Genomic DNA, 24,509 nt, shown 5'->3' with positions numbered 1-24,509 from the left:
GGCGCGGGCCACCTTGTTCCAGTCGGGGAGTGTGATGATCTTAAACCAGCGCACCGGAAAGCCCAAGGGCTACCGTACGGTCCGCTGAATGGCCGTGATGCGCCACCCGCTCCGACCGGCTCCCGCCGGCCCCGCCCGTGCCCCGCGTTCGCCGGCCCGCTGCCGCGGCAGCCGTCCGCAATGATCACCGTCGGCCTTTCCACGCTCGGCTTCTGCAGCCTGGGCATGCTGGCGGCGATGTTCTCGGCGCTGGCCTTCTATGCCGCCTCGCCGCACTGCCGCTGGCCGCGCCTGCGCCGCGCCGGTCGCCTGGGCCGCCAGATCGGCCTGGTCGCGGCCGCCGCTGCGCTGTGGCTGTGGATGGCAGAACTCGGCTTCGCTGCCGGCCTGGTGGCGATGCTGTGCACCTGGATGCTGGCGGCGATGCTGTTGCCGGCCCTGGCCGCCTGGCACCGTCCCGGCCCGGAGTCGCCCTGATGTGGCCGCGCGCCTTCGCTGGCATCGTCGCCGGTTTCTTCCTGGCCGCCGCCGCGACCGGCCTGCTGGCATGGCTGCCGCCCGGCCCCTGGCAGCGGGCGCTGGTGCCGTCCCTGATCGCTTTCATCCCACTGTGGATGCTGGCCGCCCTGTGGGCGTTCAGTTTCCGCAGCGCGCTGCGTGCCTGGCTGGTGCTGGGTGGCAGCGCCGCCGCCGGCTTCGCCGTGCTTGGGCTGCTGCGCCTGTTCGGCGCGGTGCAATGAGACCTGCCCCATGAAGTTCAGCTCGCAGACCCTGCGCACGTTCACCACCCTGCATACCTGGGTCGGCCTGGTGGCTGGCTTCGGCCTGTTCGTGGCCTTCTACGCCGGTGCGTTGACCCTGTTCCACCACGATCTGCCGCTGTGGCAGACGCCGGGCGCAGCCACTGCGCTGCCGGCAGGACTGGATGATGCGCAGTACCTGCTGGAGGACGTACTGGCCACGCATCCGGAAGCCCGCCGCCACGTCGGCATGACCTTCCCCGGCGCCGACCACCCGCAGCCACTCGCGTACTGGCAGGCCGATGACGGCAGCTGGCGCTACGCCTGGCCGGGTCAGATCGCCGGCAGCCCGACGCCGCCGCAGACCGGGCTGGCGGAACTGGTCAACGAGCTGCACTACAGCCTCGGCCTGCCCGTGGCCGGCATCTACGTGATGGGCATCGTCAGCCTGCTGTACGGCATGGCCCTGCTGAGCGGCCTGGTGATCCATCTGCCGAAGCTGCTCGGCGACCTGTTCGCGCTGCGTCCGGGGCGCAACCTGAAACAGCTGTGGCAGGACGCGCACAACGTGATCGGCGTGCTGAGCCTGCCCTTCCACCTGATGTTCGCGGTGACCGGGGCCCTGCTCTGCCTGGTGTTCGTGCAGATGGCCCTGCTCAACCCGCTGATCTTCGACGGCAAGGCCCTGCAGGCCGTGCCAACAGCGATGGACACCGCACCGGTGCGTGAAGCGACCGGCATCCCCTCGCCGCCGGGCAGCCTGCGCGTGCTGCATGCGCGGGCGCTGGAAGTGGCGCGCGCACAGGGCGTGACCAGCTTCGAGCCGGCCTACCTGAAGCTGGCCAACGCCGGCGACGCCAACGCCACCATCGAGATCACCGGTGAATCCACCGGCACGCTCGGCCCCCTCGGCGCTGTGGCGCTGGACGTTGCCACCGGCAATGTACTGGCGACCCAGCTGCCGGGCCAGCGCGACGCCAACCACGCCACGCTCAGCGCCGCCTATGCGCTGCACTTCGGCGAGTTCGGCAACGGCGTGGTGGTCTGGCTGTACTTCCTGCTCGGCCTCGGCGGTGCGTTCCTGTTCTACTCGGGCAACCTGCTGTGGATCGAGTCGCGGCGCAAGCGTCGCCAGCCGCAGCAGCCGCGCGCCGGAGTAAACATGGCACGGGCCACGGTCGGCGTGTGCATCGGCCTGTGCGTGGCGATCTCGGTCGCGTTCCTCACCGCGCTGGTGCTGGAACGGCTGGCGCCGGCGGCGGTAGACCATGGCATCCGCTGGGCCTGCTTTGGCAGCTGGGCGGCCTGTGCGCTGTGGGCCGCGCTGCGACGCCCGGCGCAGGCCGCACGCGAGCTGCTGTGGGCGGCGGCGATCAGTACCGCGCTGGTGCCGGTGCTGCACGGCGCACTCAATGGTGACTGGCTGTGGCGCGCTGCCTCGCAGGGCCAGTGGCCGTTGTTCTGGATCGATGCCATCGCGTTGGCCATGGCCTTCGGCTTCGCCCGCCTGGCAGTCGCCAGCCAGCGTCGCGCCCGCAACGGCGATCCGAACAGCGTCTGGGCGAACTGACGCGTCGCCCCGCATGGTCCGGCGCTACCGGAGCAGTTGTGCTTCGTCGGGGTAATGGCTGACTTCGATCAGGTTGCCATCCTGGTCGCGGAAGTACACCGATTCGATCGGACCCAGCGCGCCGGTGCGTGCAACCGGCCCCTCCTCCACCGCAACGGACTGCGCCTGCAGGTGGGCCAGCACATCGGCCATGGCGGTACGCGTGATCAGGCAGAGATCGGCGCTGCCCGGCGTGGGTTGCAGCGCATGCGGCTGCAGCGGGGCACTGGCCGGATGCAGGTTGATCTTCTGCCGGCCGAACTGCAGCGCGGTGCGGCCGGCGCCGAAGCGCACGACCTGCATGCCGAGCACGCGCTGGTAGAAATCACAGCTGCGTTCGATGCCGGCCACGGTGAGGACCAGATGGTCCAGGCGTTCGAGATGGATCATGCCCGCAGCGTAACGCTGCGGGCATTGCCACGATGTGCGGGGTTGGGCCGATGGCGTTGCCGCATCCGCCGCCAGCGGGTGGCTCAATCGCCGATGCGGGCTTTCTGCCACGGGCCGAGCATGGCGTTGAGCAGGCTGGCCTGTTCGTCGTCGCCGGTCAGCTCCCACATGAACACGCCGGCCAGGCCCTGCTCGCGGGCGAACTGCGCACGCAGGCCGATCGAGCGCGGGTCCTCATAGCTGATGAAGACCTTCTGTTCGGCGTTGTACAGCCACGGGCTCTGCGCCTGCGGCTGCCAATGCTTCGTCCAGCCCGGCTGGTCGAGATAGCGCGCCTTGATCACCCGCCAGTCGCCGGCATCGGCCGGTGCACTGTAGGGCTGGTACAACCCATCCGGGGCATCACCGGTCACCTTGAAGCCGCGCCCGTAGAACGGCACGCCCAGCACCAGCTTGCCGGCCGGTACGCCGTGCTCGCGGTAGAACTGCACGGCACCGGCCACGTTGTTCCAGCGCCGCAGTTCCGGCGCCAGTGGATCGGCCGCCACCTCATGCAGCGGTGCGTTGAAGGTCGACACCGCCGAGAAGCCGGTGCCCATGTCGTAGCTCATCAGGTTGATGAAATCGAACACCTTGGCCAGCGCCGGCAGGTCGTAGCTCGCCGCCGGATCGTAGGGGCCATCGGTCTGCAGGCGACCGGCGGCCAGCGCGGCGGTCAGCAGCATCGGCTGTCCCATCTTGCGACCGCGCGCATCGAGTGCCACGCGGAACGCCTGCGCGAGCCGGGTCAGGTTGGCGCGGTCCTGCGGACGGTGCGCCAGCTCCTTCGGGCCACCACTGACCGGGAACTCCCAGTCGATATCCACCCCATCAAAGCTGCCGGCGTGGCGATCGAAGAACAGCACCATGCACGAATCCACCAACCGCTTGCGGCTGGTCTCGGTCAGCGCCGCATCGGAGAACCCGCCCGCGCCCCAGCCGCCAATCGAAATAAGCGTGCGCAGGTGCGGGTGTGCCTTCTTCAGCTCGGCCAGCGCGGCGAAGTTCTTCGGTGCTTCCGCACCGATCGTGCAGCGCCCATCCTCGATGGTCGAGAACGCGTAGAACAGGTGGGTCAGGCGCTCGGCCGGAATGCTCGACACCGGATAGCGCTCGGCGGAACCGCCGGGGTAGTAGGCACCGAAGATCGGCGGCTGTGCGGGCGCGGCGTGCGCGGCAATGGGCAGGGCGCCGGCAATCAGCACGGCAAGGACGGCCACGGTCTGGCGGAACATGGAATCTCCCGGTTCGAAGGCGCCGCCACGTTAGCAAACCGATGAGGCCATGGGACCGATGTCGTGGCATGTCGTCCAGTGGACAGCAACGATCAGCCAGAGGGCGACAACGTGGCAGTCATGCCACTGCCATCATGCATTGCAGCAGGACACGCACCGACGCAGCGCACCCGGCCCCCTGCATCGGCTAAGGTGGCCGCGGATCTTCAACCGCACATGGACATGAGCACCGATCACGACACCACTCCCGACGGCGACCTGCTGGACGGCGCATCCCTCGACGAACACCAGATACTGGAAGCGCGCGCCTACGACGCGTTCCACGAAGGCGACCTGCCGCAGGCGGTGGCGCTGTTCGGCGAACTGATCGCCATCGCTCCCGAGGTGCCCTACCTGCACTACATGCGCGGGCTGGCGCACAAGTACCTGCGCGACTGGGCGGCCTCGCTGCAGGACAACCTGCGATCGGAGCAGCTGCGCGGGGAATTCGATGTCGCCACCGCCTGGAATGCCGGGATCGCGGCCACCGGCATGGCGGACTGGGCCGAAGCACGACGCCAGTGGATCCGCTGTGGCATCACCCTGCCCGAGGGCGAAGGCCCGATCGAGGGCAGCTTCGGCGTGGCCTGCATGCGCCTGGCGCCGTGGTCCGATGCCGAGGTGGTGTACATGAGCCGCATTGATCCGGTGCGTGCACGCATCGACAACGTACCGCTACCCGAAAGCGGCTTCCGCTTCGGCGACATCGTGCTGCATGACGGTGCGTCGACCGGCCGACGTACGTACGGCGAACACGAGGTACCGGTGTTCAACGCAATGCAGCGCCTGCAGCGATCGGACATGGCGACCTTCACCGTGTTCGTGCAGTGCGATTCTGCCGATGACATCGCTGCCCTGGGGGCCATGGACCTGCCCGGCATCGGCATGGTCGAGGACTGGACCGCGACCGTGCGCCGGCTGTGCCGCCGCTGCAGCTATGGCACCCCGCATCAACATGACGACGATGCAGAGGCCGTCGAAGAAGGTACCTGGGCGCGCGAGCGCGATCTGGGCATTGCCGCGCAGGGCCGGGCTGCGGTGGAGAAGCTGCTGGCGACGTGGACCGCCGCGGCCCCGGGACGCGTGCTGGAGGCCATCGAACAGCGAGAGCATGCGCTGAGTGACCCCGAGCCGGGCCAGGTGTGGTGGCTGGGCGAGGACGAAGAGGAAGAGCGCGTCAACCCGGGTTGACACCTGCGAGCCTTGTGGCACAGGGCCTTCAGAATTCTTCAGGCCGGTTTCCAGCACTTCAGACGCAGCGCAGGCTCAATCGGGCTCCCTTTGATGGAGTCCGACGATGCGTTCGATCCTGCCTGCCCTCACCCTGCTCTGCGCCATCTGCAGCCAGCCCTTCGCTGCCCGCGCCACCCCACCGGACCAGCCCCGTCTGCAGGCCCTGCAGCAGGCCATCGCCAGCGATGAACTGAAACAGATCCGCAGCGTGCTGCTGCAGGTCGATGGCAAGGTCGTCTACGAGGGCTACTTCAACGGTGCCGACGCGCAGACCCTGCACGACGTGCGATCGGCCAGCAAAGGCGTGACCGCGCTGCTGGTCGGTGCAGCCATTGGCGAAGGCACCCTGCCCGGCGTGCAGGCCCGGGTGTATGACTACTTCCCGACGTTCACTGCCCAGCACGCGGTCGACCCGCGCCTGCGTGCCACCACCGTGCAGGACCTGCTGACCATGAGCAGCCTCTGGGAGTGCGATGACGAAAACCCGTTCTCGGCCGGCCACGAGGAACGCATGTACGTGTCCGAGAAGTGGCTGGACTTCACCCTGGGCCTGCCGGTGAAGGGCTTCGCGCCGTGGATGCAGCGGCCGGAGGACAGCCCGCATGGGCGCGCGTTCGCCTACTGCACCGCCAATCCGTTCGTTCTGGGCGCGGTACTGGAGAAAGCCAGCGGCCAACCGCTGGCCGACTACGCCGCGCGCGTCCTGGAGCGACCGATGGGCATCACCCGCAGCCAGTGGAACCGCTCGCCGGAGGGCATCGGCATGGGCGGCGGCGGCACCCGCTACCGCACGCAGGACCTCGCCCGCTTCGGCCAGCTGGTGCTCGATGGCGGCCGCTGGCAGGGCCGCCAACTGGTACCGAAGGATTACATCGAGGCGATGGTGCGACCGCAGACGAGCACCTCCGACGGCAGCGACTACGGCTACCAGTGGTGGGGCCTGAAGCTGGACGTGCAGGGTTCACCGCGCACGGTGTGGGCGATGTCCGGCAATGGCGGCAACTACGTGTTCGTGCTGCCCGAGCAGCGCGTGGTGGCGGTGGTCACCAGCCAGGCGTTCAACCGCAACTTCGCCCATCCGCAGTCGCGGCGCATCCTCACCGAGTTTCTGCTGCCGGCGCTGCGCTGAGCGCGGCCAGGTCGTCGGGTCGCCAGCTGGCGGCCAGCACCTGCGCACGTTGCCGGGCAATGTCGGCGTCCAGGCGCTGCAGCAGGGCCGGCCAGCCGGGCGCGCTGCGCAGGCGGACGAACAGCGGCGTGGCACGCAGCCACGCCACGTCGCGGAAGCCGTCATCGACCGCCTGCTGCAGTGCCGTCACCGCGTCGCCTGCATGGCCCTGGGCCTGCAGCAGCAGCGCCCGCTCCAGCGCCGCATCGGGCCAGCCGTCGCCCGCTCCCGCGCTGGTAGCGAGCTGCTGCAGGCGCTGGTCGATCCAGGTGGCGTCCGCAGCCTGCGCGCCATGCAACGCCGCCAGGGTCTGGCCCAGCGATTGCTGCGGCCGCAGCTGGCGGCCACGCTCGAACGCGTCGGCGGCGCCTGCAGCGTCGCCGGCCAGCAACGCCAGTTCGCCCTGCAGGCGCAGCAGCTGCGGATGCGGCGTGCCACGCGCGAGCGCTTCATCCAGCGCCTGCCGGGCCCGCTGTGGCGCGCCGGCCAGGTACAGGCTGCGCGGCCAGGCGATGTTGGAGAACACGTTGTCGGGATACAGCTGGAAATTGCGCGCGTGGCGATCCGCGGCCGCCTGGGTGAAGCCGAGCAGTTCGAGCTCGCGCGCGACCTGCACGTCACGGAAGCGGATGCGCTCGGGCGCCTTCAGGGACAGGTTGGCCTGCAGCGCCGTGGCGAGCTGGCCGCGTTCCTGCTGCAGGTAGGCCAGCGATGCGCGGCTACGCTCGTCGCCCGGCTCGAGTTCGATCGCGCGGCTGTAGCCGGTGATCGCCTGGCGCATGTCGCCAATGCAGTCCTGCGCATACCCCCACAGAGCGTGCGCGGCGGCATCGCCGGGTGTGCGCTGGAGCTCCTGCTCGGCCAATGCCAGCGCCTCGCGCAGCTGCTCGGGCGTGCCGTTGAACAGGCAGCCCTGCGCCGCCAGCGCACGGGACAGGCCGCGCCGTGCCGGCGTGGATTCGGGATCTGCCTGCAGCGCCTGCCGGTACAGGGTGATGGCCACGCGGTTGTTGCTGGCCTGGCCGATCCCCGCGTAGTACTCGGCGCGCTGCAGCAGCGACTGCCCTGCCCCCTGTGGCGTCGACCGGGGCCACAGCAGCAGCGTGGCCACCACGCCCAGCACCGCGACAGCCGCCACGCCCCAGCCGAGCCTGCGGGCGCGCGAGGATGGCGCAGGCGGCACGCTGGCCGGCAACGGCGACGCACACAGCTGGTAGCCACGACCACGTACCGAACGGATGTAGCGCGGGCGCCGGCTGTCATCGCCCAAGGCCTGCCGCAGCAGCTTCACCCGCTGGCTGACCGCATCCTCGCCGACCACCGCCGGTGCCCAGACCTGGGCGGCCAGGGTGTCGAAATCCACGACGTCGTTGCCGTGCTGGAGGAGTACGTCGAGCAGGGTCCAGCTGAGGCCGCTGACGGGCAGGATCTCGCCGTTGCGACTGACGCGTTGCGCCGAGCGATCGATATCCAGGTCGAGCAGGCGCAGGGTGTCCATGGGCGAAGCATAGCGTTGCGGCTGCGCTGGGAGACAGGCAAAGAAAAAGCGGGCCGAAGCCCGCTTTTTCATTTTGGCGATTCCAGAAGTGTGTCAACCAAGGTTGACACCTACCGGGAACCAGCTCGGTCGATTACTCGGCGCTGACGGCGTCGCCTTCTTCCACGGCCTTCATCGACAGGCGGATACGGCCCTGCTTGTCGACTTCCAGCACCTTGACCTTGACCACATCGCCTTCCTTCAGCACGTCGCCGACCTTCTCGACGCGATCGCTGGAGATCTGCGACACGTGGACCAGGCCGTCCTTGCCCGGCAGGATCGTGACGAACGCACCGAAGTCCATGATCTTGGCGACCTTGCCTTCGTAGATGCGGCCCGGCTCGACGTCCGAGGTGATCTGCTCGATGCGGGCCTTGGCGGCCTGGGCAGCGATGGCATTGACCGACGCGATGACGATGGTGCCGTCGTCCTGGATGTCGATCTGGGTGCCGGTTTCCTTGGTGATGGCCTGGATGGTCGAACCTCCCTTGCCGATCACTTCGCGGATCTTGTCCGGGTGGATCTTGATGGTCAGCAGGCGCGGCGCGTAGTCCGACAGCTCTTCGCGCGGAGCGGTCAGGCCGTGGGCCATTTCGCCCAGGATGTGCAGACGGCCAGCCTTGGCCTGCTGCAGGGCCTGCTTCATGATCTCTTCGGTGATGCCTTCGATCTTGATGTCCATCTGCAGGGCGGAAATGCCCTCAGCGGTACCGGCCACCTTGAAGTCCATGTCGCCCAGGTGATCTTCGTCACCCAGGATGTCGGACAGGACGACGAAGCGCTCGCCTTCCTTGACCAGGCCCATGGCGATACCGGCAACCGGCGCCTTCACCGGCACGCCCGCGTCCATCAGGGCCAGCGACGAGCCGCAGACCGAGGCCATCGACGAGGAACCGTTCGACTCGGTGATTTCCGAGACGACGCGGATGGTGTACGGGAAGGCTTCCAGCGACGGCATGACAGCCAGCACGCCGCGCTTGGCCAGGCGACCGTGGCCGATTTCGCGGCGCTTCGGGCCCATCATGCGGCCGCACTCGCCCACCGAGAACGGAGGGAAGTTGTAGTGGAACAGGAAGTTTTCCTTGTACTCACCGGCAACGGCGTCGATGACCTGGCCGTCACGGGCGGTGCCCAGGGTGATGGTCACGATGGCCTGGGTTTCGCCGCGGGTGAACAGCGAGGAACCGTGGGTACGCGGCAGCACGCCGGTCTTCACGGCGATCGGGCGGACGGTGTCCAGCGCACGACCGTCGATGCGGACCTTGGTGTCCAGCACCGAGTCACGCATGGTGCGGTATTCCAGCTCGCCGAATTCCTTCGACAGCTCGGCCGGGTTCCAGCCCTCGGCAGCCACGCGGCCAGCCAGGGCTTCGAACACGTCCTTCTTGATCGCCGAGATGGCGTCGCGGCGCTGCAGCTTGTCGCGCACCTGGAAGGCTTCGCCCAGGCGCGGGCCGATGGCTTCCTTCAGGGCGGAAATCAGCGCGTCGTTCTTGGCCGGGGCTTCCCAGGTCGACGGCTTGGTGCCGGCTTCGACGGTCAGCTCGTTGATCGCGTTGATGACCTTCTGCATTTCGCGGTGACCGAAGGTCACGGCGCCCAGCATCACTTCTTCGGACAGCAGCGCGGCTTCGGATTCAACCATCAGCACGGCGTTGGAGGTACCGGCAACGACCAGTTCCAGCTGCGAGTCAGCCAGTTCGCTGACGGTCGGGTTCAGGATGTACTCGCCGTTCTTGTAACCGACCTTGGCAGCGCCGATCGGACCCATGAACGGGGTGCCGGCCAGGGCCAGGGCAGCCGAGGCGCCGATCAGGGCCGGGATGTCGCCGTCCACGTCCGGGTTCAGCGACATGACCGTGGCGATGATCTGCACTTCGTTCTTGTAGTCTTCCGGGAACAGCGGGCGGATCGGACGGTCGATCAGACGCGAGATCAGGGTTTCCTTCTCGGTCGCACGGCCTTCACGCTTGAAGAAACCACCCGGGATACGGCCGCCGGCGTAGAACTTTTCCTGATAATCGACGGTCAGCGGGAAGAAGTCCTGGCCTTCGCGCGCGCTCTTGGCGGCGACGGCGGTGACCAGCAGTACGGTGTCGTCCATCTTGACGATGACGGCACCGCTGGCCTGACGGGCGACTTCGCCGGTCTCGAGCGTGACGGTGTGCTTGCCGTACTGGAAGGTTTTGGTGATTTTTGCCACGGAGGGTGTCCTTGGGGATGCTGTCTGCGAATTTGGACCGTCGGCGACCCTTGCCGCCAGCGGGTGGCCGGATCGTTCCGGCCTGAATCGGGGATTGCGGTGCTACAAAACAAAACCGCGGCGCATCGCTGCGCCGCGGGGGATTCGTTGCTTAGCGACGCAGGCCAAGCTTTTCAATCAGGGCCTTGTAACGCTCGACGTCCTTCTTCTTCAGGTAGTCGAGCAGGCTGCGACGGCGGTTGACCATCTGCAGCAGGCCGCGGCGGCTGTGGTGGTCCTTCTTGTGGGTCTTGAAGTGGCCGGTCAGCAGCTCGATGCGGGCGGTCAGCAGGGCCACCTGGACTTCCGGGGAGCCGGTGTCAGCCGAGCTGCGCTTGTTGTCTTCAATGACCTTCTGGGTGTCGATCGACATTTCTTTTTTCTCTGTGATGCGTGGCCGGCAGGAACGCGCTTCGCGCACCGCCAGGCTCGCCGTGGACTACGAGGATGAAACCTGCGCGAGGCAGGCTGCCGGAAAACGGCCGCGAAATTGTAACGGTCGGGGGGGCCGGGAACAAGGTCCGGGGCTGAACCACCCTGCCCCGTTCAGAGGTTGAAGCGGCGCTGCGGGGCCAGCAGCCCGCTGTCGTCGACCTGCCCGAGCCCCTGGACAGCATCGTCCGGACCGAACACGGCGACCAGGCCATGCGGCCAGGACGGGTCGCGCTGGCGCTGGCCGACGCAGAAGCGGTGGGCCTGTCCGGCATCGAGGTCGACCCGCGGGTATTCCGCCAGCCCCGCCGCCAGAGGCAGCAGCAGCGCGTCCATGCCCGCCTCGTCGCCGGCCTCGACCATCGCCCGCAGCTGGTCCAGGGTGACCATGGCCGGTTCGCGGAACGGTTCTACCCAGAGCCGGCGCAGCGCGCTGATGTGGGCGCCACAACCCAGCGCCTCGCCCAGATCGCGGGCCAGGCTGCGGATATAGGTGCCCGAGCCGCAGGTCACGCGCAGGCGCAGCCGTTCCGGCTGCTGCTCCAGCACCTCGATGGCATGCACCTGGACCTCGCGCTCTGGCGCTTCGATGACATCCCCACGGCGGGCCTTCACATACAGCGGCTCACCGCCCTGCTTCAACGCCGAATAGATCGGGGCACGCTGGCGGATGCTGCCGCTCAGCGGCGCCAGTGCGGCCTGCAGCGCTTCGGCACTGATCACCGGCACCGGGCGCTGCAGCAGCACCTGGCCTTCGGCGTCATCGGTATCGGTGGTCTGGCCGAGCACGATCTCGGCGTCGTAGGCCTTGGCCGAGCCGAGCAGCAGGCCGGCGATCTTGGTCGCCTCGCCGAAGCACAGTGGCAGCAGGCCGGTGGCCAGCGGGTCGAGGCTGCCGGTGTGGCCACCCTTCTCGGCGCGGAACAGGCGGCGGGCCACCTGCAGGGCGGCATTGGAGCTTATGCCGGTCGACTTGTCGAGCAGCAGGATGCCATCCAGGCGGCGGAACTGAATTCGGGTCATGACAGGATGTTGTAGAGCCGAGCCATGCCCGGCTGCCGCAGCGCGGCCGGCACAGGCATCGCGTTGCCGGAATGGAAAGACGCCGGGCATGGGCCCGGCGCTGGCTTATTCTTCGTCGCTCTCGCGACGCTTCTCCGCGGCCAGCGTATCGGGCAGGTCGCGCAGGATGTTGTCGATGTGCTCACCACGGTCGACCGAGTCGTCGTAGTGGAAATGCAGCTCCGGCACGTGGCGCAGCTTCATCGCACGGGCCAGGTCCATGCGCAGGCGGTAGCCCAGCTCCTTCAGGCCGGCTACGGCTTCAGCCGAACGCTCCGGCATCAGCGCGGTGACGAACACCTTGGCATGGGCCATGTCGCGGGTGATTTCCACGTCGGACACGCTCACCGAGGGCAACCCGTGCTCGCGCACGGCGTTGTGCACCAGGGTGCCGAGTTCACGGCGCAGCTGGGCGGAGACACGGTCGGTTCGATGGAAAGTCTTGGGCACGCGGTCAGGCTCTTGATTTGAATGTGACCCGACCAAGGTCGGGTCCTACCAGGGAAGGCGGCCCGACCGAGGTCGGGCCCCACCAGGGTGGCGGACCGGTCCGCGAGGACCGGCCCCTTGCAGCATTACAGGGTGCGCGGCACTTCGATACGCTCGAAGCACTCGATCTGGTCACCCGGCTTGACGTCGTTGTAGGCCTTCACCGCGATACCGCATTCGGTACCGTTGCGGACTTCCTCGACGTTTTCCTTGAAGCGGCGCAGCGATTCCAGCTCGCCTTCGAAGATCACCACGCTGTCGCGCAGTACGCGGATCGGCTTGTTGCGCTTGACCACGCCCTCGATGACCATCGAACCGGCGACGGCGCCCAGCTTGGAACTGCGGAAGACGTCGCGGACCTCGGCGATACCGATGATCTCTTCACGGATCTCCACGCCCAGCAGACCGGAAGCCACCTGCTTCACCTGATCGATCACGTCATAGATGATCGAGAAGTAACGCAGGTCCACGCCATTGGATTCGATGATGCGACGGGCCGAAGCATCCGCACGCACGTTGAAGCCGATGACGGTGGCCTTCGAAGCGGCCGCCGAGTTGGCGTCCGATTCAGTGATGCCGCCCACGCCGGAGTGGATAACGTTGATGCGGATGTCTTCGTTGGACAGCGCGACCAGTGCCTGGCTGAGGGCCTGCACCGAACCCTGCACGTCGGCCTTGATGACCAGGTTGAGGACCTGCTGGCCCTCGCCCTTGCCCAGGGTCGCCATGATGTCTTCCATGCGGCTGCCGGCGGTGGCGACCAGGCGCGATTCACGGCGCTTGGTCTCACGCTGCTGGGCAACGTCCTTGGCCAGGCGCTCGTCCTCGACGACCACGAAGTCGTCACCGGCTTCCGGCACGCCGGACAGGCCCAGGACCTGCACCGGGATGGACGGGCCGGCGAACTCCGGCTGCTTGCCGGTTTCGTCGAACAGCGCACGCACGCGGCCGTACTGGATGCCGCACACCAGGTAGTCGCCCTTCTTCAGGCGGCCCTGCTGCACCAGCACGGTGGCGACCGGGCCGCGGCCCTTGTCCAGCGACGATTCGATCACCACGCCCGAGGCGCGGCCTTCGTCGACGGCCTTCAGTTCCAGCAGTTCGGCCTGGATCGAGATGGCGTCCAGCAGGTCGTCGATGCCCAGGCCGGTCTTGGCCGAGATCTCCACCATCTGGGTATCACCACCGAAATCTTCGGCCACGACCTGCTCGGACAGCAGTTCGTTCTTGACCCGCATCGGGTCGGCGTCGGACTTGTCGATCTTGTTGATCGCCACGATCAGCGGCACACCCGCCGAACGGGCGTGCTGGATCGCTTCCTTGGTCTGCGGCATGACGCCGTCATCGGCGGCCACGACCAGCACCACGATATCGGTCAGCTTGGCACCGCGGGCACGCATCGAGGTGAAGGCAGCATGGCCCGGGGTATCCAGGAAGCTGATCACGCCCTTCGGCGTATCCACGTGGTAGGCACCGATGTGCTGGGTGATGCCGCCGGCTTCGCCGGTGGCGACCTTGGTGCGGCGGATGTAATCCAGCAGCGAGGTCTTGCCGTGGTCGACGTGGCCCATGATGGTGACCACCGGCGGGCGCTGGGTGGCTTCGCCCTGGTTTTCACCGGTCGAGGCCAGCAGTGCGTCTTCGGCGTCGTTGTCGTTGGCACGGATCGCCTTGTGGCCGAGTTCTTCGGTCACCAGCGCGGCGGTGTCATGGTCGATGGACTGGGTGATGGTGGCCATCACGCCCATCTTGAACAGCGCCTTGACCACCTCGCCACCCTTCAGCGCGAGCTTCTGCGCCAGGTCGGCCACGGTGATCGTGTCGCCGATCGCCACTTCACGCACCACCGGCGCGGTCGGCCGCTCGAAGGCGTGCGGACCGGCATTGTTGCCACCGCGCGACATGTCGCGACGGCCACCGGCTTGGTTACGCCCGCCCGGACGACCACGGGTGTTGCTGTTGTTGCTGTTGCCACGACGCGCGCGATCGGCAGCCGACAGGTGCATCTGGCCGGCGAAACGGTCGCCCGGGCCACGCTCGTTGCGCGGTGCGCTGCGGTTGTTGCGGTCGTCGTTGCGCGGCGGCGGCGGTGCACTGCGCGGCGCAGCCGGAGCGGCGGCCGGAGCACGCGGCGGGCGCGGCGCGGTTTCATCGATCGGAGCGCGCTTGGGCTTGCTGGCAGCCAGCGCCTCGGCAGCCTTGGCGGCAGCCGCAGCTTCCTCGGCGGCCTTCTTCTCGGCCTCTGCGCGTTCCTTGGCCGCAACCTCTTCTTCACGGGCACGGACGATGGCTTCGTCGCGCAGACGATCCTTCTCGGCCAGGGCCTGCTGTTCGGCAAGGTTGCGGGCACGCGACTCTTCCAGCTTGCGCAGGATGTCGGCGCGCTCTTCGTCCGGCGTCATGGCGCGAGCACCATCCTTGACGTAGGTACGCTTCTGGCGCACCTCGACATTCACGGTCGTCTTGCTGCGACCGGAATTGACCGTCACTTCCTGCTGCTTCCGGCGGTTGAGCGTGATCTTCTTTGCAGACTGATCGGTCTCTTCCGGGGCCTGCTCGGGCTTGCCGTGCGAACGACGAAGGAAGCCCAGGAGCTTTACCTTCTCGGAGCTGGTCACGACCTGGTCGGGACCGCTGAACTTCATGCCGGCACCGGCCAGCTGTTCCAGCAGTTTTTCGACCGGCGTGTTGACCAGTTCGGCAAGCTTGCGGATGGTGGTTTGCTGCGACATTCGGATCCTATGATCTTGTGGGCGCCCCCCCGCATCTGGAGGTGGCGCGGATTCTACGCCCTGAGCGGCTCAGGGCCCTGTTCATTGCCGGCTCATTCGCCGCGTTCCAGTCGGGCGATCTCTTCGGCACGGGCGGCCAGGATCAGCGCAGCGGCGCGCGCCTGATCCAGTCCTTCGATGCCGAAGTCCATGACCTCGTCGGCGGCCAGGTCGGACAGGTCCTCGCTGGTACGCACGCCGTGGCCGGCCAGCGCATACGCGGTGGCTTCGTCCATGCCCTTCAGGGACAGCAGGTCCTGCGCCGGCTGGCCGTCTTCAAGGCCTTCCTCGACTGCCAGGGCCTCATTGAGCAGCGCATCGCGGGCACGAGCGCGCAGCTCTTCGACGATGTCTTCGTCGAAACCTTCCACGGCCAGCAGTTCGCCGACCGGGACATAAGCGATTTCCTCGACGGTGCCGAAGCCTTCGCTGACCAGGATGCCGGCGATCTCTTCGTCCACTTCCAGCTTGTCCATGAACAGCTGGCGGGCCGAAGCCTGCTCGGCTTCCGACTTGGCGGTGACCTGGTCCTGGGTCATCACGTTGAGCTGCCAGCCGGTCAGGCGGCTGGCAAGGCGCACGTTCTGGCCGCCCTTGCCGATCGCCTGGGCCAGGCGGTCTTCAGCGACGGCCAGGTCCATCGAGTGCTTGTCTTCATCGACGATGATCGACTGCACTTCGGCCGGTGCCATCGCGTTGATGACGAAGTTGGCCGGGTTGTCGTTCCACAGCACGATGTCCACGCGCTCGCCATTGAGCTCGTTGGACACGGCCTGCACGCGCGAACCGCGCATGCCGATGCAGGCGCCGATAGGATCGGTGCGCTGGTCGTGGGCGAGCACGGCAATCTTGGCGCGGTCGCCAGGATCGCGGGCACAGGCCTTGATTTCCACCAGGCCCTGGCCGACTTCCGGCACTTCCAGCTTGAACAGCTCGATCATGAATTCCGGGGCGGCGCGGCTGATGAACAGCTGCGGACCACGCGGTTCCGAACGGACTTCTGCCAGGTAGCCGCGCACGCGGTCGCCGGCGCGCAGCACGTCGCGCGGAATGCCCTTGTCCTTCGGGATGAAGCCTTCGGCGTTGCCACCGAGGTCGACGTAGATGTTGCCGCGCTCGGCACGCTTGACCACACCGGTGATCAGTTCGCCGACGCGATCCTTCCACGCATCCACGACCTGCTGGCGCTCGGCTTCGCGCACGCGCTGGACGATGACCTGCTTGGCGGCCTGGGCGGCGATGCGGCCGAAGTCCGGGTTCTCGATCTGCTCTTCGATGTAGTCGCCGACGTCCACGCCTTCGGCTTCATCGACGGCATCCATCAGGCGGATCTGGCGGTCCGGCGATTCCATGACCACGTCATCGGCCACCACTTCCCAGCGGCGGTAGGTTTCGTAGCTGCCATCCTTGTGGTCGATGACCACACGGGTCAGCACTTCCTCGTCGGGATAGCGCTTCTTCGCTGCCGAGGCCAGGGCGGCCTCGATGGCATCGAAGATCACTTCACGCGGCACGCCCTTCTCGTTGGCGACCGCGTCGACTACCAGCAACAGTTCCTTGCTCATTGGCTCACTCCGCGCGCGGCTTCTTTGCCGCCGGCTCGTTGGAAGAAGAATTCGTGTTCGGCTTCGGACGCTTCGGTGCCGGACCGGTCGGCTTGCTCGGGGCCAGCCCCAGCGCCACCCAGTCGGGCATGATCCGTGCCTTGTCGATGTTGTCGGCCGACACCACCACTTCGGTCTTGTCGACGATGAAGGTGATGGTGCCTGCGGCCTCGTCGGTCGCCTCGATACGGCCCTGCAGGCGACGACGGTTGTCCTGCGGCAGCTTCAGCGTGACCTTGGCCGATTCACCCTGGTGGCGAGCGAACTGCTCCAGGTTGAACAGCGGGCGATCCACGCCCGGCGAGGACACTTCCAGCGTGTAATTGCCGCTGATCGGGTCTTCGACGTCCAGCTGCGCCGACACTTCGCGGCTGACCCGCTCGCAGTCGTCGACATTGATGATGCGCTCGGGCTGTTCAGCCAGCGGCACGTCGATGTAAAGGCGCAGGGTCGCACCGCCGGGGGCCGGCAGATACTCAACGCCCAGCAGCTCCAGGCCCAGCGACACAACGGTCGGGGCGAGCAGATTCGCGATGTCGGTTGCCTTGTCGCTCACAGCCTGCCTTGATCTCTTGGTTGGGTGCCAGCCTTGGCCGGCGTGAAAACATGACGCCCCGGAAACGACAAAGGGCCCGCTGGGCCCCTTTTCCGGAAAGACTCCGGTGACTGGATTCCGGTTGCAACCTGCAGTGCCTGCCGGTTGCGGCCCTCCTTCCGGGTCCGGACTCCCGCCGGGAGGCCGCCTTCAGGGGTACTGCTAGGCCGCTGATGATAGCGGCTGCACCGCGCTGGTGCAAGGTGCGGGCCAGGGGTCAGATCCCTTTTCCTCTGGAAAAGGGATCTGACCCCAACCCAGCGAAAACGACGCAGACCCAAAGAAAAACGCCCTCGAAGCAGGACTTCGAAGGCGATCTCTTTACTTGGTAGCGGGGGCAGGATTTGAACCTGCGACCTTCGGGTTATGAGCCCGACGAGCTGCCAGACTGCTCCACCCCGCATCAGAAGCGGAATTATGAGGCATAACTTCAAAACCTGCAAGCTTTTCCTCATTCATCGAACTGGTTGGCGCCGATTCGATGTGTTGGTAGCGGGGGCAGGATTTGAACCTGCGACCTTCGGGTTATGAGCCCGACGAGCTGCCAGACTGCTCCACCCCGCACCGGAAGTGTTTGAACTGCTGCCCTGCTCTTTCGAGGAGGGCTACCGCAACGATGTTCTGGCTGAACCGCTGCAGTGACAACTCAGGCTGCGCATATTACACGAATCGCGCAGCTTTGTGTCAACTTTTATGCAAGATGCGCAAATGCCTGCTGGCACCAGACCATGATCGGGTTCCAGGCCAGGCCCAGCGCCAGCAGCGCCAGCGCGTTCACGCCCAGCACCAGGCCCAGCACGCGGTCGTTGCTGCGCGGCATGGCCTCGCCCACCGGCTCATCGAAGTACATGACCTTGATGACGCGCAGGTAGTAGAAGCAGCCGACCACGGCGCACAGCACGCCGAGGATGGCCAGCCACAGCAGGCCGCCGTTGACGGCCGCGCCCAGCACCGCCAGCTTGGTCCAGAAGCCCAGGAACGGCGGGATGCCGGCCAGCGACGCCATGATGCACAGCACCAGGCCGGCCATCCACGGGTTGCGGGCATTGAGGCCTTTGAAGTCCTCGATGTTCTCGGCTTCAAAGCCGGCACGCGACAGCGCGATGATCGCGCCGAAGGCGGCGGTGGACATGATGGCGTAGGCCAGTGCGTAGAACAGCGCTGCTGCATAGCCCTGCGCGCCACCACCGGCGATGCCCATCAGCAGGAAGCCGATGTGCGAGACGGTGGAGAACGCCAGCATGCGCTTGAGGTTGCTCTGCGCGATGGCCATCAGGTTGCCGATGACCAGCGAGACCGCGGCCAGGCCGGCGATCAGCAGCTGCAGTTCGGTCGACAGCGGGCCCACGCCCATTTCCAGCAGGCGGTAGGCCATGCCGAAGGCGGCCAGCTTCGGTGCCGAGCTGATGAACAGCGCGATCGGCGCCGGGGCACCCTGGTACACGTCGGGCAGCCACATGTGGAACGGCGCGGCACCCAGCTTGAAGGCAACGCCGGCGATCATGAACACCGCACCGGTGATCAGCAGCACGCGCTCTTCCGAGTGCGGGATGGCGTCACGGATCACGTCCAGGTGCAGGCTGCCGGTGGCGCCGTAGATCAGCGACATGCCGTACAGCAGCAGGCCCGAGGCCAGCGAGCCGAGCACGATGTACTTCATCGCCGCTTCCGAGGCCAGGCCGTTTTCACGGTTGCTGGCGACCAGGGCGTAGGAGCACAGCGCCAGCAGTTCCAGGCCCAGGTAGACCATCAGCAGGCTGCCGGCCGAGACCAGGATCATCATGCCGGCAGTGCCGAACAGGATCAGCACCGGGATCTCGCCCTGGAACAGATTGCGGTCGCGCAGATAGCGCCAGCCGTAGACCAGGGTCAGGCCGCTGAGCAGCACGATCCCGGTCTTCATCACGTCCGCGGCGGTATCGCGCACGAACATGCCATGGAAGACCTCCCCCTGCCCGCCCACGCCGGTGGCCAGCGTGAACAGCACCACGGCCAGCGCAGCGAGCGAGAACAGGTGGGTGACGATCTTGTTCCGGTTGCTGACGAACAGGTCGAGGATCATCAGGGCGAAGGCGCTGCCGATCAGCACCAGCTCGGGAGCGAGCGGTGGCAGGTCAGCGGCGGTCAATGGCAGCAGCGGCGAGGTGGTCATCATCAAATCCTGGAATTACAGCAGCTTGCTGGATGCGATCTGCATCGCCAGCTTCGCGATCGAGGGCTCCATCAGGTCGGTCAGCGGCTTGGGGTAGATGCCCAGGGCCAGCACGCCGATGGCGAACACGCCCAGCACCAGCCATTCGCGGCCGTTGATGTCCTTCAGTTCGGCCACGTGGCTGTTGGCCACTTCGCCGAAGAAGATGCGCTTGTACAGCCACAGGGTGTAGGCGGCGCCGATGATCAGGGTGGTGGCCGCGCCCAGTGCGATCCACGGATTACGCTGGAAGGCCGACAGGATGACCATGAACTCGCCGACGAAACCGCTGGTGCCCGGCAGGCCCGCGTTGGCCATGAAGAACAGCATGGCGAAGGTGGCGAACCACGGCATCACGTTGACCACGCCGCCGTAATCGGCGATGCGGCGGCTGTGCATGCGGTCGTACAGCACGCCGACGCAGGAGAACATCGCGCCGGACACGAAGCCATGCGAGATCATCTGCACCATGGCGCCCTGCAGGCCCAGGCGGGCGGCGTCGGCGTTGCCGGCTTCACGCACCAGCCACAGGGCGATGAAGGTGCCCAGGGTGACGAAGCCCATGTGCGCGATCGACGAATAGGCGATCAGCTTCTTCATGTCGTCCTGCACCAGGGCGACCAGGCCGACGTAGATCACCGCGATCAGCGACAGCGCGATCACCAGCCACGCCCATTCCTGCGAGGCGTCCGGAACGATCGGCAGGTTGAAACGCAGGAAACCGTAGCCACCGATCTTCAGCGCGATGGCGGCCAGGATCACCGAACCGGCGGTCGGCGCTTCCACGTGGGCGTCCGGCAGCCAGGTGTGGACCGGGAACATCGGCACCTTGACCGCGAAGGCGATCAGGAAGGCGAAGAAGATCCAGGTCTGTTCCTTGGCCGACAGCGGCAGTGCGTACAGGTCGGCCAGCTGGAAGCTGCCGCCCTTCATGTACAGGTAGATCAGCGCCACCAGCATCAGCACCGAGCCGAGGAAGGTGTACAGGAAGAACTTCAGCGCAGCGTAGATGCGGCGCGGGCCGCCCCAGACACCGATGATCAGGAACATCGGGATCAGCATGGCTTCGAAGAACACGTAGAACAGCATCGCGTCCGTCGCGGCGAAGATGCCGACGGTGACGCCTTCCAGGATCAGGAAGGCCGCCACGTACTGATTCACGCGCTTGTCGATGGCGCTCCAGGCGCCGATCAGGGCAAGCACGCTGACCAGGGTGGTCAGCAGGATCAGCGCCACGGCAATGCCGTCCACGCCCAGGTTGTAGCCGATCTTGTACGCCGGGATCCAGGCATGGGTCTCGACGAACTGCAGACCGTCGATGCCCGCGTTGTAGCCGCTCAGCAGCGAGAGGCTTGCAACGAAGGTGAGCACCGCGACGCCCAGCGACGCCCAGCGGGCAGTCTGTGCATCACGGATCGCAAGGATCAGGGCGCCACCGATGATCGGCAGCCAGATGAGGACACTGAGTAGAGGCCAGTTCGACACGTCTTCTTATTCCGTACAGGTCATCAACGCAGGTAATGCATCAGCACGCCCAGCAGGGCAATCAGGCCGATGATCATCGCGAAGGCGTAGTGATAGAGGAAACCGGATTGGGTACGACGCAGCACGCCGGCTGCAACGTCCACAACACGTGCCGAGAGATTGACCACGCCGTCGACGATGTTGCTGTCGATCCAGCGCGAGACCTTGCCCAGCTTGACGCTGCCGCCGGCAAAGCCATCGATCCACAGCTTGTCGAAGCCGTACTTGTTTTCCAGCACCGAAACGATCGGGGCGAAGGTCTTGCGTGCCTTGCCCGACAGGTCCGGCTTCCACAGGTAGAACAGCGCAGCCAGCAGGAAGCCCGCCAGGGTCAGCCAGAACGGCGGCAGCATCATGCCGTGCAGCGCGAACGCGACCGGGCCATGGAACTCTTCACCCAGGAACGCCACGGTGTTCTTGGCCGGATCGTAGAAATCGACGATGCCGGTGAAGAACGTCTGTGCCTGGCCCTTGATCGCCTCGTGGGCATGGTGGCCAGCCCAGTCGGTGCCGTGCAGCATCGGACCGATGCTGAAGAAACCGATGGCGATCGACGGGATGGCCAGCAGGACCAGCGGCAGGGTCACCACCCACGGAGTTTCATGCGGCTCATGCGGACCGTGGCCATGGCCGTGGTCGTCATGGGCATCGCCATGGTGGGCGTCGGCGGCGTGGTGATCGTCATGGCCATGGCCATGATCGTCATGCGCGTCGCGGAAGCGTTCCTTGCCATGGAAGGTCATGAACAGCAGGCGGAAGCTGTAGAAGCTGGTCACCAGCACGCCACCCAGCACCGCCCAGTAGCCATAGGTGGCCACCCAGCTGTTCTGCATGTGGGCATGGATCTCGGCCGCCTCGATGATGGTGTCCTTCGAGTAGAAGCCGGAGAAGAACGGCGTGCCGACCAGTGCCAGCGTACCGATCCACATGGTGATGAAGGTGATCGGCATGTACTTGCGCAACCCGCCCATCTTGCGCATGTCCTGCTCATGGTGCATCGCGATGATGACCGAGCCGGCGCCCAGGAACAGCAGGGCCTTGAAGAAGGCGTGGGTCATCAGGTGGAACACGGCGGCCGAGTAGGCCGACACGCCCAGGGCGACGGTCATGTAGCCCAGCTGCGACAGCGTGGAGTACGCGACGACGCGCTTGATGTCGTTCTGCACGATGCCGATCAGGCCGGTGAAGAACGCGGTGGTGGCACCGATGAACAGCACGAAGTTCAGCGCGGTCTGCGACAGCTCGAACAGCGGCGACATGCGGGTGACCATGAAGATACCGGCGGTCACCATCGTCGCGGCGTGGATCAGTGCCGAGATCGGGGTCGGGCCTTCCATCGAGTCCGGCAGCCACACATGCAGCGGGACCTGGGCCGACTTGCCCATGGCGCCGATGAACAGGCAGATGCAGATGACGGTGGCGATCGACCAGATCACCGGCTCGTTCAGCAGCTGCATGCCCAGGATCGTGCCGTCCCAGATCTGCAGCTGGGCGCGCGGGTCAGCCAGCATGCCGGCCTGCGAGAACACCTGCGAGTAGTCCAGGGTGCCGAACACCCACAGCACGCCGGCGATGCCCAGCAGGAAGCCGAAGTCGCCAACGCGGTTGACCAGGAACGCCTTCATGTTGGCGAAGATCGCGGTCGGGCGCTTGAACCAGAAGCCGATCAGCAGGTACGACACCAGGCCCACCGCTTCCCAGCCGAAGAACAGCTGCAGGAAGTTGTTGCTCATCACCAGGGTGAGCATCGAGAAGGTGAACAGCGAGATGTAGCTGAAGAACCGCTGGTAGCCCGGATCGTCCTGCATGTAGCCGATCGTGTAGATGTGGACCAGCAGCGACACGAAGGTCACCACCACCATCATCATCGCGGTCAGCTTGTCGACCATGAAGCCGACGTGGGCCGAGTACTGGCCAACCTCGAAGAACGTGTAGATGTTCTGGTTGAACGGCTGCGCGCCGCCCCACATCAGCTGGTAGAACGTGTACATCGACAGGCCGCAGGCTACCGCGACGCCGAGGATGGTGATGGTCTGCGCGCCGAAGCGCTTGACCTGGCGACCGAACAGGCCGGCGATGATGCTGCCGAACAGCGGTGCAAGCACCACTGCGATCAACAGACTCTTGGAGAGAGTGATTTCCATCTGTGGATCAGCCCTTCAGCGAATCGACTTCGCCGACATTGATCGTGCGGCGGGTACGGAACAGGGTCACCAGGATCGCCAGGCCGATGGCGGCTTCCGCGGCGGCGACGGTCAGGATGAAGAACACGAACAGCTGGCCGGACGGATCGCCCAGCTGACGCGAGAAGCCGACGAAATTGATGTTCACCGACAGCAGCATCAGTTCGATCGACATCAGCAGGACGATGACGTTCTTCCGGTTGAGGAAGATGCCGGCCAGGCTGATGGCGAACAGCACCGCGCCAAGCGCAAGGATGTGGCCAAGGGTAATCACGGCTGGGTCTCCTCGCCGGTGGCCGGCTTGCTGTTGCTGTGCACGACCGGTGCTTCGGCACCCATCTTGACCATGCGCAGGCGCTGGCCGGCCTTGACCATGGTCTGCTCGCCCGGGTTCTGGCTCTTCACGCCGGTACGGCGGCGCAGGGTCAGCATCACGGCGGCAACCACGGCCACGGTCAGGATGACGGCGGCGAACTCGAACGGCAGCAGGTACTCGGTGAACAGCGTGCGTGCCAGCCAGGTGATGTTGGAGCTGTCGGCAGCGACCGCAGCGGCGTTGTCGGCCGGGAACGGGTTGACCGCCCTGCCCTTCACGCCGATCAGGATCAGCATCTGCACCAGCATCGCCACCGCCACGATCAGACCGACCGGCAGGTAGCGCACCCAGCCTTCACGCATCTTGGTGGGATCGATGTCCAGCATCATCACCACGAACAGGAACAGCACCATCACCGCGCCGACGTAGACCAGCACCAGCGCCACGCCGAGGAACTCGGCGCCCACCAGCAGCCACACGCAGGCAATGGAGAAGAAGGTCAGCACCAGGCACAGCACTGCATGCACCGGGTTGCGCACGCTGATCACCGCACCGGCCGAAACCGTTGCCGCGATGGCGAACACCCAGAAAGCGATATTTACCCAATCCATCTCTCGACCTCAGCGGTAAGCGGCATCGGCGGCACGACGCTCGGCGATCTCGTTTTCGAGACGATCGCCAAGGGCCAGCAGCTGCGGCTTGGTAACGATGTTTTCGCCACGGTTCTCGAAGTGGTACTCGAGGATGTGGGTTTCGACGATCGAGTCCACCGGGCAGCTTTCTTCGCAGAAGCCGCAGAAGATGCACTTGAACAGGTCGATGTCGTAGCGGGTGGTGCGGCGGGTGCCGTCCTCGCGCTTGGCCGAGTCGATGGTGATGGCCAGGGCCGGGCACACCGCTTCGCACAGCTTGCAGGCAATGCAGCGCTCTTCGCCGTTGGGATAACGGCGAAGTGCGTGCAGGCCACGGAAGCGCGGCGACTGCGGGAACTTCTCCATCGGGTACATCATCGTGTACTTCGGCTTGAAGCTGTACTTCAGCGTCAGCCAAAGGCCGGCCAGCAGTTCGAGCAGCAGCAGGCTCTTGAAGTAATGGGTAATCCTGTTCATC

General features: G+C 66.2%; 21 protein-coding genes and 2 tRNA genes. 5 read left to right on the top strand and 18 right to left on the bottom strand.

Going from position 1 to position 24,509, the window contains the following annotated elements; translation table 11 throughout:
• The first annotated feature begins 180 nt into the window (after positions 1–180).
• Genes AASM09_RS07115 through AASM09_RS07105 form a run of 3 tightly spaced genes read left to right on the top strand, consistent with a single transcriptional unit; the run spans position 181 to position 2,310 of the window.
• Positions 181–477, top strand: a complete 297-nt coding sequence (locus AASM09_RS07115) for a hypothetical protein (protein ID WP_049434122.1) — start codon at positions 181–183, stop codon at positions 475–477.
• Positions 477–740 carry a hypothetical protein gene (locus tag AASM09_RS07110; RefSeq protein ID WP_049427283.1) on the top strand — a complete coding sequence of 88 codons (264 nt, stop codon included), beginning with the start codon at positions 477–479 and terminating at the stop codon, positions 738–740. The genes AASM09_RS07115 and AASM09_RS07110 overlap by 1 nt, the downstream gene beginning before the upstream one ends.
• 10 nt (positions 741–750) lie before the next feature.
• A complete protein-coding gene (locus AASM09_RS07105) occupies positions 751–2,310 on the top strand; it encodes a PepSY-associated TM helix domain-containing protein (RefSeq protein ID WP_049427282.1) in 1,560 nt (519 codons plus the stop codon).
• Between the two features lie 24 nt (positions 2,311–2,334).
• On the opposite strand, the gene AASM09_RS07100 is transcribed toward AASM09_RS07105, so the two are convergent.
• Both AASM09_RS07100 and AASM09_RS07095 read right to left on the bottom strand, forming a co-directional pair.
• A complete protein-coding gene (locus AASM09_RS07100; protein WP_049427280.1) occupies positions 2,335–2,739 on the bottom strand; it encodes a VOC family protein in 405 nt (134 codons plus the stop codon).
• A gap of 83 nt (positions 2,740–2,822) precedes the next feature.
• Positions 2,823–4,013 carry a glycoside hydrolase family 18 protein gene (locus tag AASM09_RS07095; protein WP_049427278.1) on the bottom strand — a complete coding sequence of 397 codons (1,191 nt, stop codon included), beginning with the start codon at positions 4,011–4,013 and terminating at the stop codon, positions 2,823–2,825.
• A 222-nt stretch (positions 4,014–4,235) separates the two neighbouring features.
• Here AASM09_RS07095 and AASM09_RS07090 point away from each other — a divergent pair, with 222 nt between their 5' ends.
• Together AASM09_RS07090 and AASM09_RS07085 are read left to right on the top strand one after the other, a co-directional pair.
• A complete protein-coding gene (locus tag AASM09_RS07090) occupies positions 4,236–5,243 on the top strand; it encodes a tetratricopeptide repeat protein (protein ID WP_238378678.1) in 1,008 nt (335 codons plus the stop codon).
• 106 nt (positions 5,244–5,349) lie between these two features.
• Positions 5,350–6,414 (top strand): serine hydrolase domain-containing protein, encoded by a 1,065-nt coding sequence (locus tag AASM09_RS07085; protein WP_080354967.1) that lies wholly within the window; start codon positions 5,350–5,352, stop codon positions 6,412–6,414.
• Here AASM09_RS07085 and AASM09_RS07080 read toward each other — a convergent pair.
• The 16 genes from AASM09_RS07080 to nuoI form a co-directional block, all read right to left on the bottom strand.
• Positions 6,383–7,951 (bottom strand): winged helix-turn-helix domain-containing protein, encoded by a 1,569-nt coding sequence (locus tag AASM09_RS07080; RefSeq protein WP_049427273.1) that lies wholly within the window; start codon positions 7,949–7,951, stop codon positions 6,383–6,385. The genes AASM09_RS07085 and AASM09_RS07080 overlap by 32 nt on opposite strands.
• A 133-nt stretch (positions 7,952–8,084) precedes the next feature.
• Positions 8,085–10,193 carry a polyribonucleotide nucleotidyltransferase gene (pnp, locus tag AASM09_RS07075; RefSeq protein ID WP_049427272.1) on the bottom strand — a complete coding sequence of 703 codons (2,109 nt, stop codon included), beginning with the start codon at positions 10,191–10,193 and terminating at the stop codon, positions 8,085–8,087.
• Between the two features lie 151 nt (positions 10,194–10,344).
• A complete protein-coding gene (gene rpsO, locus AASM09_RS07070) occupies positions 10,345–10,605 on the bottom strand; it encodes a 30S ribosomal protein S15 (protein WP_005410445.1) in 261 nt (86 codons plus the stop codon).
• A 173-nt stretch (positions 10,606–10,778) separates the two neighbouring features.
• On the bottom strand, positions 10,779–11,687 hold the full coding sequence (gene truB / locus AASM09_RS07065) for a tRNA pseudouridine(55) synthase TruB (protein ID WP_049427043.1): 909 nt from the start codon (positions 11,685–11,687) through the stop codon (positions 10,779–10,781).
• A 105-nt stretch (positions 11,688–11,792) separates the two neighbouring features.
• On the bottom strand, positions 11,793–12,176 hold the full coding sequence (gene rbfA, locus AASM09_RS07060) for a 30S ribosome-binding factor RbfA (RefSeq protein WP_005410447.1): 384 nt from the start codon (positions 12,174–12,176) through the stop codon (positions 11,793–11,795).
• A 125-nt stretch (positions 12,177–12,301) separates the two neighbouring features.
• Entirely contained in the window at positions 12,302–14,947 is a 2,646-nt protein-coding gene (gene infB / locus AASM09_RS07055) for a translation initiation factor IF-2 (protein ID WP_049427045.1), read from the bottom strand.
• A 92-nt stretch (positions 14,948–15,039) separates the two neighbouring features.
• Positions 15,040–16,551 (bottom strand): transcription termination factor NusA, encoded by a 1,512-nt coding sequence (nusA, locus tag AASM09_RS07050; RefSeq protein ID WP_006458580.1) that lies wholly within the window; start codon positions 16,549–16,551, stop codon positions 15,040–15,042.
• A gap of 4 nt (positions 16,552–16,555) precedes the next feature.
• Complete coding sequence (gene rimP / locus AASM09_RS07045; protein ID WP_005410450.1) at positions 16,556–17,146, bottom strand: ribosome maturation factor RimP; 591 nt, start codon at positions 17,144–17,146, stop codon at positions 16,556–16,558.
• Positions 17,147–17,511: 365 nt separating this feature from the next.
• Positions 17,512–17,588, bottom strand: a tRNA-Met gene (locus tag AASM09_RS07040).
• 84 nt (positions 17,589–17,672) lie between these two features.
• Positions 17,673–17,749: transfer RNA gene (locus tag AASM09_RS07035), tRNA-Met, on the bottom strand.
• A 127-nt stretch (positions 17,750–17,876) separates the two neighbouring features.
• Positions 17,877–19,337, bottom strand: coding sequence for an NADH-quinone oxidoreductase subunit NuoN (nuoN, locus tag AASM09_RS07030; protein WP_049429539.1), 1,461 nt, complete (start codon positions 19,335–19,337; stop codon positions 17,877–17,879).
• A 15-nt stretch (positions 19,338–19,352) separates the two neighbouring features.
• Positions 19,353–20,861, bottom strand: a complete 1,509-nt coding sequence (locus AASM09_RS07025) for an NADH-quinone oxidoreductase subunit M (RefSeq protein ID WP_005410452.1) — start codon at positions 20,859–20,861, stop codon at positions 19,353–19,355.
• A gap of 23 nt (positions 20,862–20,884) precedes the next feature.
• Positions 20,885–23,044 carry an NADH-quinone oxidoreductase subunit L gene (gene nuoL / locus AASM09_RS07020; RefSeq protein WP_049429538.1) on the bottom strand — a complete coding sequence of 720 codons (2,160 nt, stop codon included), beginning with the start codon at positions 23,042–23,044 and terminating at the stop codon, positions 20,885–20,887.
• Positions 23,045–23,051: 7 nt separating this feature from the next.
• Positions 23,052–23,357, bottom strand: a complete 306-nt coding sequence (nuoK, locus tag AASM09_RS07015) for an NADH-quinone oxidoreductase subunit NuoK (RefSeq protein ID WP_005417921.1) — start codon at positions 23,355–23,357, stop codon at positions 23,052–23,054.
• Positions 23,354–24,010: an NADH-quinone oxidoreductase subunit J gene (locus tag AASM09_RS07010; protein ID WP_049429537.1), complete on the bottom strand. Its 657-nt coding sequence runs from the start codon at positions 24,008–24,010 to the stop codon at positions 23,354–23,356. Before AASM09_RS07010 ends, nuoK begins: the two co-directional genes overlap by 4 nt.
• 9 nt (positions 24,011–24,019) lie before the next feature.
• Positions 24,020–24,508 (bottom strand): NADH-quinone oxidoreductase subunit NuoI, encoded by a 489-nt coding sequence (nuoI, locus tag AASM09_RS07005; protein WP_005410456.1) that lies wholly within the window; start codon positions 24,506–24,508, stop codon positions 24,020–24,022.
• Position 24,509 lies beyond the last annotated feature (1 nt).

It is taken from the genome of Stenotrophomonas maltophilia (genome assembly GCF_039555535.1).
GTDB classification, from domain to species: domain Bacteria; phylum Pseudomonadota; class Gammaproteobacteria; order Xanthomonadales; family Xanthomonadaceae; genus Stenotrophomonas; species Stenotrophomonas maltophilia_Q.
The sequence above is the reverse complement of the archived record's forward strand: the minus strand, read 5'-3'. Positions and strand labels throughout refer to the sequence as shown.